The sequence below is a fragment of the Streptomyces sp. NPDC057010 genome (assembly GCF_042673805.1).
Lineage (GTDB): Bacteria > Actinomycetota > Actinomycetes > Streptomycetales > Streptomycetaceae > Streptomyces.
Genome location: NZ_JBHUSC010000026.1, coordinates 1 through 11,726 on the forward strand (window position 1 = coordinate 1; position 11,726 = coordinate 11,726).

The following is an 11,726-nucleotide window of genomic DNA, read 5'->3' on the forward strand; positions in this document are numbered from 1 at the left end:
GCCCCGGCCCGCCGGACGGGTGCATTCGGTGTGTGCGCCGCCGACATGCGACGATGTGCGGCATGTCGCAGCCGCCCCCCAACCGGAGCTCGGCGTCTCCTCCGCCCGCGCGCCCGGACGCCTCCATGTCGCTGCTGACGCACGTGATGGACCACAGTCTCGACGAGGGCTACGCGGAGGCCTCGGCCCGGCGCGAGGCGGAGGGTACGGCGGGGCTGCCCCGCACCCTCAAGGCCAAGCTGGCGCTCGCCGCCGGGCTCGTGCTCGCCGCCATGGTCGTCACGCTCGGCGCCGCCGAGGCGCGGATAGCCGCGCCGGTGCTGGCCAAGGAGCGTCAGGAACTGATCGACCGCGTGGAGCGGGCCGACGAGCACGCGAAGACCCTGGAACGGGACATCGAGCACCTGCGGACGGACGTCGCCGACCGCCAGCGGGCCGCGCTCAAGCAGCCCGGCGGGGGACAGGGTGAGCTCGTGGCGCTGCTGGCCGGTGCCACGGAGGTCCGCGGGCCGGGGATCAAGCTCGTCGTGGACGACGCGAAGGGGTCCTCCTCGGGCGGTGGTGGCGGTCCGCGCGAGAGCGCGGGATTCTCGGACACCGGCCGGCTCCGCGACCGCGACATGCAGAAGATCGTCAACGGGCTGTGGCAGTCCGGGGCGGAGGCCGTCTCGATCAACGGGCAGCGGCTGACGGCGCTGTCGGCGATCCGGGCCGCCGGTGACGCGATACTGGTCGACAACAGGCCGCTGGTGCCGCCGTACGAGGTGCTGGCGGTGGGGGACAAGAAGCGGCTCGGCACGGCGTTCCAGGATTCGGCGGACGGCCAGTACCTGCACGTTCTCCAGGAGAGCTACGGGATCCGCTACACCCTGTCCGCCGCGGACGAGGTGCGGCTGCCGGCCGCGTCGAGCCTGACCGTACGTACAGCTACAGCAGCAGAGCAGCAGAAGGGTGCATCGTGATCGCGGTACTGGGCCTCGTGGTCGGAGTGGTGGTCGGACTTCTGGTCCGGCCCGAAGTGCCGGCCGTGGTGGAGCCTTATCTGCCGATCGCCGTGGTGGCGGCGCTGGACGCGGTGTTCGGCGGTCTGCGCGCGATGCTGGACGGCATCTTCGTGGACAAGGTCTTCGTGGTGTCGTTCCTGTCGAACGTGGTCGTGGCCGCACTGATCGTCTTCCTCGGCGACAAGCTGGGCGTGGGCTCGCAGCTCTCCACGGGCGTGGTCGTGGTCCTCGGCATCCGCATCTTCTCCAACGCCGCGGCCATCCGTCGGCACGTGTTCCGGGCGTGAGGCCGATGAGTACGAGCGATACCCCGCCCGAGCGTCCGGAGCGTCCCGAGGGATCGGAAGGTCCCGGGGCGGCGATTCCGCCGGTCCCGCCTGTTCCCGCCCTTCCCGCGGGGCCGTCCGCCGACGTCCCGCCGGCCGGGCCCGAGCAGACCGGCCGGCAGCGGCTCGCGGCCGGGCTGTGGCCGCCGCGGGTGAGCCGGGCCCAACTGATCGTCGCGGTGCTGCTGTTCGTCCTGGGCCTGGGTCTGGCCATCCAGGTGCGGTCGAACAGCGACTCCAGCGCGCTGCGGGGAGCCCGTCAGGAGGACCTCGTACGGATCCTCGACGAGCTCGACGGGCGGACCAAGCGCCTGGAGGACGAGAAGCAGAAGCTGGAGGACCAGCGCAAGGAGCTGGAGAGCAGCTCCAACCAGGCCGAGGAGGCCCGCAGGCAGACCGTGGAGAAGGAGCGCCAACTCGGCATCCTGGCCGGTACGGTGGCAGCGCAGGGCCCGGGCATCACGTTGAGGATCACCGATCCCAAGGGTCAGGTGCGGTCCGACCAGCTGCTGGACACGCTCCAGGAGCTGCGGGCGGCCGGGGCCGAGGCGATCCAGATCAACGGCGTGCGCATCGTGGCGGGCTCGTACTTCTCGGACGAGAGCGGTGGGGTCGGAATCGACGGTAGGAAGATCACACAGCCCTACGAGTTCCGGGTGATCGGCAAGGCCCAGGATCTGGAGCCCGCGCTCAACATCCCCGGCGGTGTCGTGCAGACGCTGGAGAAGGAACAGGCGACCGTCGCCGTCACACGGTCGGCGAAGATCGTTGTGGATGCCTTGCGGGCTGCGAAGCAGCCTGACTACGCTCGGTCGTCATCGTGAGGAAGCGGAGCGGAGAGTGGACCGGCTCACGCGGGAGGATGCCTGCGGGGGGTCGGCGCACCGAAGTCGCGGTGCGTGGTGGAAACTGTCTGGTGGTTACGGACGTTGTGAGAATGTCCGGGTCGGCAGGTTGTGCATTCGGAGTTCGTCCTGCCCCACGGGCGGGTCTGTTTCGGTCAAGGGGAATCGCCCGTGAAGTTGTTTGAGAAGTTGTTCGGCAAGAAGAACCGTGAGGAGAGCGGTGCGGCACGTCACCGCGCCGGCCACGGTGAGGCGGAAGGGCAGGGCGACCGGCCGCTCTTCCGGGATGAGGTCGCGGGCGCGGGCGACGATTCGGGCGCGTACGGCGCGTCGTCTGTTGACCCTGCTGGTTCCGGACGCATAGGTTTCGGTGAACCATCAACCTCTACTACGGGTGGAGGGTTTGCCCCCGACCCGTATGCGACCAACGCCTCCGCGGGGCAGCCGCGGCGCGAGGAGCCGTCCATGTCGGCCGAGCAGATTTGCAGCAGGTGCGGACACCGCAGCGATGCGGCCAGTCGCTTCTGTTCCAACTGCGGGGCGCCGCTGCGGGCGGGTCTGACGCCGGAGCGTGCCTCGGAGACCACGTCCACCATCTCGATCTCGGGCCTCGAGGCCTACGAGGCCGAGGTGTCGGGACAACAGCACGTGTCGTCCTCGCTGTCCCCCGAGGCCCAGGCCGCGGTGGAGGCACTGCCCCCGGGTTCCGCCCTGCTCATCGTGCGGCGCGGCCCCAACTCCGGCAGCCGCTTTCTGCTGGACGGTGAGCTGACCACGGCGGGCCGGCACCCGCAGAGCGACATCTTCCTGGACGACGTCACCGTCTCCCGGCGCCATGTCGACTTCCGCAGGGGCCAGGACGGCGGTTTCACCGTCTCCGACGTCGGCAGCCTCAACGGCACGTACGTGAACCGTGAGCCGATCGACTCCGTCGCCCTGCACAACGGCGACGAGGTGCAGATCGGCAAGTACCGGCTGGTCTTCTACGCGAGCCTGCGGAGCGCCTGACCCTCCCCCGGGCGCGGTCCGGGGGACCCCCAGAGGGAAGGTCCCATGCTGCGCACCACGACGGGCGGTGCCGGAAAGAACGGCGCCGCCGGCTCGGCCGGGCGGCTGGTGAGCATCGGTACGGTGCTCACCACGCTGCGTGACGAGTTCCCCGAAGTCACGATCTCGAAGATCCGTTTCCTGGAGGCGGAGGGTCTCGTCGAGCCCCGGCGCACGCCCTCCGGATATCGCAAGTTCAGCACCGAGGACGTCGAGCGGCTGGCCCGCATCCTGCGGCTGCAGCGCGATCACTACCTCCCGCTGAAGGTCATCCGCGAGCAGCTCGACGCGGTCGCGCGCGGTGAGCAGGTCCGTATCCCGGCGCCCACCGCGCACGGGGACGCCGTGGATCCCGCCGGCCCCGCGGCCGTCTACGGCGAGGTGGGCCGGGAGCGGCCGACCGCGGCCCGGGTGGGCCGCGCGGAGCTGCTGGCCGCCGCCGAGGTGGACGAGGTCCAGCTCGTGGAGTGGGAGTCCTACGGGCTGCTCGCCGAGGCGCCCGGCGGCGGTTTCGACGCGGAGGCCGTCACCGTGGCCCGGCTGGTGGCCGATCTCGGGCGGTTCGGGCTGGAGCCGCGGCACCTGCGCGCGATGAAGGCCGCCGCGGACCGGGAGGCGGGCCTGGTGGAGCAGGTCGTGGCACCGCTGCGCCGGCACCGCAACCCGCAGACCAGGGCGCACGCCGAGGCGACCCTGAAAGAGCTCGCGGGGCTGTCCGTACGGCTCCACGAGGCGCTCGTACAGACGGCCCTCGGGGTGCGTCTACCGTGATGGAGGGGGCCCCGACTACCCAAACCGGCCGGGCACGTCCTAGGGTTACTGTGTGAACGAGCTCGACGTTGTGGGTGTCCGGGTGGAAATGCCCTCGAACCAACCGATCGTGCTCCTGCGTGAAGTGGGAGGCGACCGGTACCTCCCCATCTGGATCGGTCCAGGGGAGGCGACCGCCATTGCCTTCGCGCAGCAGGGGATGGCCCCTGCCCGGCCGCTGACGCACGACCTGTTCAAGGACGTGCTGGAGGCGATCGGCGAGGAGCTCACCGAGGTCCGGATCACGGATCTGCGGGAGGGCGTCTTCTACGCGGAGCTCGTCTTCGCCAGCGGGGTCGAGGTGAGCGCGCGGCCTTCCGACGCCATAGCGCTGGCCCTGCGGACGGGGACGCCGATCTACGGCAGTGACGGCGTGCTCGACGACGCCGGGATTGCCATTCCCGACGAGCAGGAGGACGAGGTGGAGAAGTTCCGCGAGTTCCTCGACCAGATCTCGCCCGAGGACTTCGGCACCGGCCCCCAGCAGTGAGCCGCCGGCCGCGCCGCTCGTGTCGTCCTCGCAGGACTTTCAGCCCATTCGAGTAGCCTTTCCCCGCAAAGGGATACGGGAAACCACTCTCAGGGTGATTATCACTCGGCGTGCCGAGTGTGGCGATCGTTGACGCACCCCTGGTGACTGCCTACCTTCAAGGTGGCAGGTCAAGGACGGAGGGTCGGCGTGAGGATCACGGGCGACGGTACGACCGGGGGCATCCCCGTACGGAGTGACGGTGGACCGTACCCGCTGCACGGCAGCGCGGCCGGTTCCGCGCGCCGTCAGCCGGAGTCGACGCCGGTCGGACCGGTGGGGGGCGACCCGGCGCCCGAGCAGATCGGCTACCGCGGGCCGACGGCGTGCGCCGCGGCCGGCATCACCTACCGGCAGCTCGACTACTGGGCGCGGACCGGGCTGGTGGAGCCGAGCGTGCGGCCCGCCTACGGGTCGGGCACGCAGCGGCTGTACAGCTTCCGCGACGTCGTCGTCCTCAAGATCGTCAAGCGCTTCCTGGACACCGGTGTGGCGCTCCAGAACATCCGCACGGCCGTGCAGCACCTGCGCGACCGCGGGTTCTGCGACCTCGAGCGGATGACCCTGATGAGCGACGGCGCCACCGTCTACGAGTGCACCTCGCCGGACCAGGTCGTGAGCCTGCTCCAGGGCGGGCAGGGCGTCTTCGGCATCGCCGTGGGCGTGGTGTGGCGGGACGTCGAGAGCGCGCTGTCGCAGCTGCACGGGGAGCGCGTGGACACCGGCGAGACCCTGATCGGGCACAACCCGGCCGACGAGCTGGCCGCTCGCCGCAATCGCGCCGTCTGACCCGCGGGGCGAAGATCACCGCGTTGTCAGTGGCGTAGGGCAGCATCGGGGTGTGAGAGCCGCGCCGACCATCCTGCATCTGGACATGGATGCCTTCTACGCCTCCGTCGAGCAGGCGTCGAAGCCCAGCCTGCGCGGGAAGGCCGTCATCGTCGGCGGGCTCGGGCCGCGGGGCGTCGTCGCCACCGCCTCGTACGAGGCCAGGCGCTTCGGAGTGCATTCGGCGATGCCGATGGCGCAGGCGCGGCGGCTCTGCCCGAACGGCGCCTACCTGATACCGCGCTTCAGCCTCTACCGCGAGGTCAGCGACGTGGTGATGGCCCTGCTGCGCGAACTGTCGCCGCTGGTGGAGCCCCTGAGCCTGGACGAGGCCTTCGTGGACCTGGAGGCGGGCGGGACCGCCTTCGACTCGGCGACGGCCAGGGCGACGGGGGAGCGGCTGCGGGCCGACATCCGGGCCGCCACGGGCCTCAGCGGCTCGGTGGGTCTGGCCGGGTCGAAGATGCTGGCCAAGGTCGCCTCCGAGGAGGCCAAGCCGGCCGGTCTGCTGCTGATCGAGCCGGGCACCGAGCGGGAGCTGCTGGCGCCCATGTCGGTGCGGACCCTGCCCGGCGTCGGGCCGGCCACCGGCGAGCACCTGCGCCGCGCCGGGATCACCACGGTGGGGGAGCTGGCGGAGGCCGGCGAGGACGAGCTGGTCCGGATGCTGGGGCGCTCGCACGGCGTCGGGCTGTACCGGATGGCGCTGGGGCTGGACGACCGGCCGGTGGTCGCGGAGCGGGACGCGAAGTCGGTGTCGGTGGAGGACACCTTCGACGTGGACCTGCACGACCGCGTGCGGATCCGCGGCGAGGTGCAGCGGCTCGCCGACCGGTGCGTGCAGCGGCTGCGGGGATCCGGGCATTCGGGGCGCACGATCGTGCTGAAGGTGCGCCGGTACGACTTCTCCACCCTGACGCGCTCGGAGACCCTGCGGGGGCCCACGGACGACCCCGCGGTGGTGCGGGAGGCGGCCGCCCGGCTGCTGGAGGGTGTGGACACCACGGGCGGCGTGCGGCTGCTGGGGGTGGGGGTGACCGGCCTGGCGGACTACACGCAGGAGGACCTGTTCGCGCAGTCGCAGGCCGAGGAGACGCGGGCCGCCGAGGCGGAAGGGGAGGGCCGGGAGCCCGGCGGTGCCGTCCTCGCGGTGGGCGGGGGTGTGGAGGCCCTGGCGGCCGCCGACCAGGCGCCGGGGCCGTCAGCCCCGCCCGGGGCGCCCGGCGGGGCCGAGGCCGCTCCCGAGCGGCGGTGGCCGGCCGGGAGCGACGTACGGCACGCGGTGTACGGGCCCGGGTGGGTGCAGGGCAGCGGGGTCGGGCGGGTGACCGTACGGTTCGAGCAGCCCGGATCGCCGCCCGGCCGGGTGCGGACCTTCCGGGTGGAGGACCCGGACCTGGAGCCGTCCGATCCGCTGCCGCTGGTGGGGGACGGAGCCGGAAGGGACGGTCTAGGGGCGGTCTAGGGGCGTCCTAGGTGGTGTCGTCGCCCGCCAGTCGGCCGAAGTCGTGCTGGAAGTCCGTCGGGAGGGTCACGTCCAGGCCGTAGTGGTGGTAGAGCTGCAGCTCCTGTTCGGGGGAGAGGTGGCGGCCGACGCCGAAGTCGGGGGCGTCCTTGATCAGGGAGCGGTCGAAGGGCACCCGGAGGGTGTCGCCCACCAGCTCGCTGGGCTCCAGCGGCACGAAGGCGTCCCGGCTGAACAGGCCCGTGCGGACGGCGGCCCATTCAGGGACGCCCGTGGCATCGTCGAGGTAGACCTCGTCGACGGTGCCGATCTTGGCGCCGTTGCGGTCGAACGCCTTGCGGCCGATCAGGCTGCGCGGATCGATGTCGGTCTGCACGGTCCCTCCAAATGGTCGCAACTCCTCCGTAAGCACTACAGAAGTGCATATCGGGAAAGCAGGCCACTCGGGGAGGCTCCAGATCCTCGCTGGTAGGCTGGGTGACGGCTGTCGACCCTGTGCGGGAGAGTCCTCCGAGTGAGCGTGACGGAGGCGCCGAAGGAGCAAATCCTCCCCGGAATCTCTCAGGCATACGTACCGCACGGACGAGGCCACTCTGGAAAGCAGGGGCGGGTACCGGGCGCGCAGTGCCGGTTCCCCTCCTCACCGACGGTGAAAGCCGGACCGCACGGGCGACCCCCGTGAGGCCCGGTGAAACTCTCAGGTTGAGATGACAGAGGGGGAGGCCGTCCGGGTGCCCGCGCCGTGGTGCCCCTCGCAGGTCATACGACCAGGAGGCCTCCGTAATGACCGCCAACCGCATTCCGCTCTCCCAGCTGGAGCGAGGCATCCCCTTCGAGCAGCGCCACATCGGCCCGGATGCCGAGGCGCAGGCGAAGATGCTCGCCCAGGTGGGCTACGGCTCCCTGGACGACCTGACCGCCGCCGCGGTGCCGGATGTCATCAAGACCGCAGAAGCGCTGAACCTGCCCGAGGCGCGCACCGAGGCCGAGGTACTGGCCGAGCTGCGCTCCCTCGCCGACCGCAACCAGGTCCTCACCCCGATGATCGGTCTCGGCTACTACGGGACCTTCACGCCGCCGGTGATCCTCCGCAACGTGATGGAGAACCCGGCCTGGTACACGGCCTACACGCCGTACCAGCCGGAGATCTCGCAGGGCCGCCTCGAAGCGCTGCTGAACTTCCAGACCGTCGTCGCGGACCTGACCGGCCTGCCGACCTCCGGTGCCTCGCTGCTCGACGAGGGCACCGCGGCCGCCGAGGCCATGTCGCTCGCCCGCCGCGTGGGCAAGGTCAAGGACGGCGTCTTCCTCATCGACGCCGACGTGCTGCCGCAGACCATCGCCGTGATCGAGACCCGCGCCGAGCCGACCGGTGTCGAGGTCGTCGTGGCCGACCTGAGCAACGGCATCCCGGCCGAGATCGCCGAGCGCGGTGTCTTCGGCGTCCTGATCCAGTACCCGGGCGCCTCCGGTGCCGTGCGGGAGATCAAGCCGCTCATCGACCAGGCGCACGAGCTCGGTGCCATCGTCACCGTCTCCGCCGACCTGCTCGCCCTGACCCTGCTGACCTCCCCGGGCGAGCTGGGCGCGGACATCGCGGTGGGCACCACGCAGCGCTTCGGCGTCCCGATGGGCTTCGGCGGACCGCACGCCGGTTACATGGCCGTCCAGGCCAAGCACGCCCGCTCGCTGCCGGGCCGCCTCGTCGGCGTCTCGGTGGACGCGGACGGCAACAAGGCCTACCGCCTGGCCCTCCAGACCCGCGAGCAGCACATCCGCCGCGAGAAGGCCACCAGCAACATCTGTACCGCGCAGGTGCTGCTGGCCGTCATGGCGGCCATGTACGCCGTCTACCACGGGCCGGACGGCCTGCGGACGATCGCCCGCCGGACCCACCGCTACGCGGCCCTGCTCGCCGCGGGTCTCCAGGCCGGCGGCGTGGAGATCGTGCACGGCTCGTACTTCGACACCATCACGGCCCGTGTGCCGGGCCGTGCGGCCGAGGTCGTCGCCGCCGCCCGCAAGGGCGGGGTGAACCTCTACCAGGCCGACGCCGACCACGTCTCCGTCTCCTGCGACGAGACCACCCTGCGCGCCGACATCGAGGCCGTCTGGGCCGCCTTCGGCGTCACCGCCGACATCGAGGCGCTCGACGAGACCACGGCCGACACGCTGCCCGAGGGCCTGCTGCGCTCGGACGCGTACCTGACCCACCCGGTCTTCCACCAGCACCGCTCCGAGACCGCGATGCTGCGCTACCTGCGCAAGCTCTCGGACAAGGACTACGCGCTGGACCGCGGCATGATCCCGCTGGGCTCCTGCACCATGAAGCTCAACGCGACCACCGAGATGGAGCCGGTGACCTGGCCCGAATTCGGTCAGCTGCACCCCTTCGCCCCGGTGGAGCAGGCCGAGGGCTACCTCACGCTCATCACCGAGCTGGAGGAACGTCTCTGCGAGGTCACCGGCTACGACAAGGTCTCCATCCAGCCGAACGCCGGCTCCCAGGGTGAGCTCGCCGGCCTGCTGGCCGTCCGCGCCTACCACCGCGCGAACGGCGACGAGCAGCGCACCGTCTGCCTCATCCCGTCCTCCGCGCACGGCACCAACGCCGCCAGCGCCGTGATGGCCGGCATGAAGGTCGTCGTCGTCAAGACCGCCGACGACGGCGAGGTGGACGCGGCCGACCTGCGCGCCAAGATCGAGCAGTACCGCGACGAGCTCGCCGTGCTGATGATCACGTACCCCTCCACGCACGGCGTGTTCGAGGAGCACGTCGCCGACATCTGCGCCCAGGTGCACGACGCCGGCGGCCAGGTCTACGTGGACGGCGCGAACCTCAACGCCCTGGTGGGCCTGGCCAAGCCGGGTCACTTCGGCGGGGACGTCTCGCACCTGAACCTGCACAAGACCTTCTGCATCCCGCACGGCGGCGGCGGCCCGGGCGTCGGCCCGGTCGGCGTCCGGGCGCACCTGGCCCCGTACCTGCCGAACCACCCGCTCCAGCCGACGGCCGGTCCGGAGACGGGCGTCGGCCCGATTTCGGCCGCGCCGTGGGGTTCGGCGGGCATCCTGCCGATCTCCTGGTCGTACGTGCGCCTCATGGGCGGCGAGGGCCTCAAGCGCGCGACCCAGGTCGCGGTGCTCGGCGCCAACTACATCGCCAAGCGCCTGGAGCCGCACTACCCGGTGCTCTACACCGGCCCGGGCAACCTGGTCGCGCACGAGTGCATCATCGACCTGCGTCCGCTGTCGAAGGCGACGGGCGTGAGCGTGGACGACATCGCCAAGCGCCTGATCGACTACGGCTTCCACGCACCGACCATGTCCTTCCCGGTCGCCGGCACGCTGATGATCGAGCCGACGGAGTCCGAGGACCTCGCCGAGATCGACCGGTTCTGCGACGCGATGATCGCCATCCGCGCCGAGATCGAGAAGGTCGCCTCGGGCGAGTGGCCGCTGGAGGACAACCCGCTGGCCAACTCCCCGCACACCGCTGCGGCGCTGGGCGGCGAGTGGAACCACCCGTACACCCGCGACGAGGCGGTCTTCCCGGCCGGGGTCACGGCCGCCGAGAAGTACTGGCCGCCGGTGCGCCGCATCGACGGTGCGTTCGGCGACCGCAACCTGGTGTGCTCCTGCCCGCCGCTGGACGAGTACGACAACTGAGCCGACGCGCCTGGCGTGAGGTGACGGCATGAACAAGGGGCCGGTCCGGGAGGTTCTCCCGGACCGGCCCCTTCGTCGTCGTTCTCGTTGCTCCGTCGGCTAGGCCGCCGCGAGCGGGCGATGCGGGGCGATGATCTGGCCGTCGGGCAGCAGCTCACCGGTGTCCTCGAAGAGCAGGACGCCATTGCACAGCAGGCTCCAGCCCTGCTCCGGGTGATTGGCCACGGGGTGCGCGGCCTCCCGGTCGGCGGAATCGGCTGACGGGCAGGCTGGCTGATGCTGGCACATGGATGCGTTCTTTCGCTGCGGTGTGGTCTGCGTGCTACGGCTCGATACGTTGTTCATGGCCGTCCCCCTGGGTCATCCCCGCACCCGCGGGGAGCTTGTCATCAGTCTTCCCCCACGACAGCCGCTTCGCAGGCATTTCCCGCCGGCTGTCCTCATAGATTGATGACGCATCACCCGTGCGGGCGGTTCAGGCCAACTCCCCTGTCAATTCGGATGGTTCGCCACTGGTCCGAGCGGACTAGGCCGAATGGGCAACCCGGGTCACCGGGCAGGTCAGGCCGCCGGAGCGGCCAGCGAGGGCGGGACCGGCGCCGTCGCGGGGGTCAGCCGGTGGGTCATGACGGGCAGCAGCTCGGAGACGGGATGCGGCCGGTACGCGGCGATGCCGGGCGGGGCCGGGGCCAGCGGCACCAGCAGGTCCTCGCCGGCGGGCAGGCCGGCCGACGCGTCGGCGCCGACCGCACCGTGCAGCCACAGGGTCAGCATGTACAGCTCCGGTACGGACAGCAGCCGGGGCTGGTAGTTCGTGCCGAGGGACTCCGCCTGGCGCAGGGCGCGTTCGGTGGCGGCGACGTAGGGGCCCTCGAAGAAGTGCGAGAAGGCCCAGCCGTCCGGTGTCAGCCGGGTGTCGGCGGCCGCGACGTAGCGGTCGCCGCTGCGGATCAGGAACCGCCATCCCGTGAGCCGGGTGCGCGGCGGCCGGCCGCCAGCCGCCAGACCCGACATGTCCAGCCGGTCGAGGACGTGCACCGGGAGCGGGAGTTCGGCGGTCAGCGGCCCCTGGATCGCGCGCAGGGACGGGGTGTGCGCCTCATGGACGGCGGTGGGGGAACCGAGTGCCGCGAGGACGCTGCGCAGGGCGGGCGCGGGAGCCGGAGGGACATGCAGCGGCATGGTGGGTCGCCTCTCACTTGG

Annotated in this window: 12 protein-coding genes and 1 riboswitch; of the genes, 9 read left to right on the forward strand and 3 right to left on the reverse strand. The window is 71.3% G+C overall.

All coding sequences use genetic code 11. The features are described from left to right. The first annotated feature begins 53 nt into the window (after positions 1-53). From ACFTXQ_RS21575 to ACFTXQ_RS21610, 8 genes are all read left to right on the forward strand, one after another. On the forward strand, positions 54-962 hold the full coding sequence (locus ACFTXQ_RS21575) for a DUF881 domain-containing protein (RefSeq protein ID WP_382643235.1): 909 nt from the start codon (positions 54-56) through the stop codon (positions 960-962). Continuing rightward, positions 959-1,291, forward strand: a complete 333-nt coding sequence (locus tag ACFTXQ_RS21580; protein ID WP_112452698.1) for a small basic family protein — start codon at positions 959-961, stop codon at positions 1,289-1,291. The genes ACFTXQ_RS21575 and ACFTXQ_RS21580 overlap by 4 nt, the downstream gene beginning before the upstream one ends. Before the next feature lie 5 nt (positions 1,292-1,296). Next, the gene (locus tag ACFTXQ_RS21585; protein ID WP_382643061.1) at positions 1,297-2,154 is read left to right on the forward strand and encodes a DUF881 domain-containing protein; all 858 of its coding nucleotides are present in this window, start codon (positions 1,297-1,299) and stop codon (positions 2,152-2,154) included. A 486-nt stretch (positions 2,155-2,640) separates the two neighbouring features. Then, on the forward strand, positions 2,641-3,183 hold the full coding sequence (locus tag ACFTXQ_RS21590; RefSeq protein WP_382643062.1) for an FHA domain-containing protein: 543 nt from the start codon (positions 2,641-2,643) through the stop codon (positions 3,181-3,183). A gap of 45 nt (positions 3,184-3,228) precedes the next feature. After that, positions 3,229-3,993: a MerR family transcriptional regulator gene (locus ACFTXQ_RS21595; RefSeq protein WP_382643064.1), complete on the forward strand. Its 765-nt coding sequence runs from the start codon at positions 3,229-3,231 to the stop codon at positions 3,991-3,993. Between the two features lie 52 nt (positions 3,994-4,045). Next, the gene (locus ACFTXQ_RS21600) at positions 4,046-4,522 is read left to right on the forward strand and encodes a bifunctional nuclease family protein (protein WP_382643066.1); all 477 of its coding nucleotides are present in this window, start codon (positions 4,046-4,048) and stop codon (positions 4,520-4,522) included. A gap of 189 nt (positions 4,523-4,711) precedes the next feature. Then, positions 4,712-5,350 carry a MerR family transcriptional regulator gene (locus ACFTXQ_RS21605; RefSeq protein WP_382643068.1) on the forward strand — a complete coding sequence of 213 codons (639 nt, stop codon included), beginning with the start codon at positions 4,712-4,714 and terminating at the stop codon, positions 5,348-5,350. A 52-nt stretch (positions 5,351-5,402) separates the two neighbouring features. Then, on the forward strand, positions 5,403-6,854 hold the full coding sequence (locus tag ACFTXQ_RS21610; RefSeq protein WP_382643070.1) for a DNA polymerase IV: 1,452 nt from the start codon (positions 5,403-5,405) through the stop codon (positions 6,852-6,854). 7 nt (positions 6,855-6,861) lie between these two features. On the opposite strand, the gene ACFTXQ_RS21615 is transcribed toward ACFTXQ_RS21610, so the two are convergent. Next, a complete protein-coding gene (locus ACFTXQ_RS21615; protein WP_382643072.1) occupies positions 6,862-7,230 on the reverse strand; it encodes a PRC-barrel domain-containing protein in 369 nt (122 codons plus the stop codon). A gap of 112 nt (positions 7,231-7,342) precedes the next feature. Continuing rightward, positions 7,343-7,441: riboswitch (glycine riboswitch) on the forward strand. A 196-nt stretch (positions 7,442-7,637) separates the two neighbouring features. Between ACFTXQ_RS21615 and gcvP the strand changes: the two genes are divergently transcribed. Next, positions 7,638-10,523, forward strand: a complete 2,886-nt coding sequence (gene gcvP, locus ACFTXQ_RS21620; protein WP_382643074.1) for an aminomethyl-transferring glycine dehydrogenase — start codon at positions 7,638-7,640, stop codon at positions 10,521-10,523. 99 nt (positions 10,524-10,622) lie between these two features. Here the strand turns inward: gcvP and ACFTXQ_RS21625 are convergent, their stop codons facing one another. Together ACFTXQ_RS21625 and ACFTXQ_RS21630 are read right to left on the reverse strand one after the other, a co-directional pair. Then, a complete protein-coding gene (locus ACFTXQ_RS21625) occupies positions 10,623-10,811 on the reverse strand; it encodes a DUF5999 family protein (protein ID WP_285440842.1) in 189 nt (62 codons plus the stop codon). A 273-nt stretch (positions 10,812-11,084) separates the two neighbouring features. Next, positions 11,085-11,705, reverse strand: coding sequence for a hypothetical protein (locus ACFTXQ_RS21630; protein ID WP_382643075.1), 621 nt, complete (start codon positions 11,703-11,705; stop codon positions 11,085-11,087). Positions 11,706-11,726: the final 21 nt, after the last annotated feature.

Bases quoted from the DNA above. Each gene is read 5' to 3' on its own strand.
- ACFTXQ_RS21625 (WP_285440842.1), bottom strand. From the start codon at position 10,811: ATGTGCCAGCATCAGCCAGCCTGCCCGTCAGCCGATTCCGCCGACCGG.
- ACFTXQ_RS21590 (WP_382643062.1), top strand. From the start codon at position 2,641: ATGTCGGCCGAGCAGATTTGCAGCAGGTGCGGACACCGCAGCGATGCG.
- ACFTXQ_RS21595 (WP_382643064.1), top strand. From the start codon at position 3,229: ATGCTGCGCACCACGACGGGCGGTGCCGGAAAGAACGGCGCCGCCGGC.
- ACFTXQ_RS21630 (WP_382643075.1), bottom strand. From the start codon at position 11,705: ATGCCGCTGCATGTCCCTCCGGCTCCCGCGCCCGCCCTGCGCAGCGTC.
- ACFTXQ_RS21585 (WP_382643061.1), top strand. From the start codon at position 1,297: ATGAGTACGAGCGATACCCCGCCCGAGCGTCCGGAGCGTCCCGAGGGA.
- ACFTXQ_RS21575 (WP_382643235.1), top strand. From the start codon at position 54: ATGTGCGGCATGTCGCAGCCGCCCCCCAACCGGAGCTCGGCGTCTCCT.
- gcvP (WP_382643074.1), top strand. From the start codon at position 7,638: ATGACCGCCAACCGCATTCCGCTCTCCCAGCTGGAGCGAGGCATCCCC.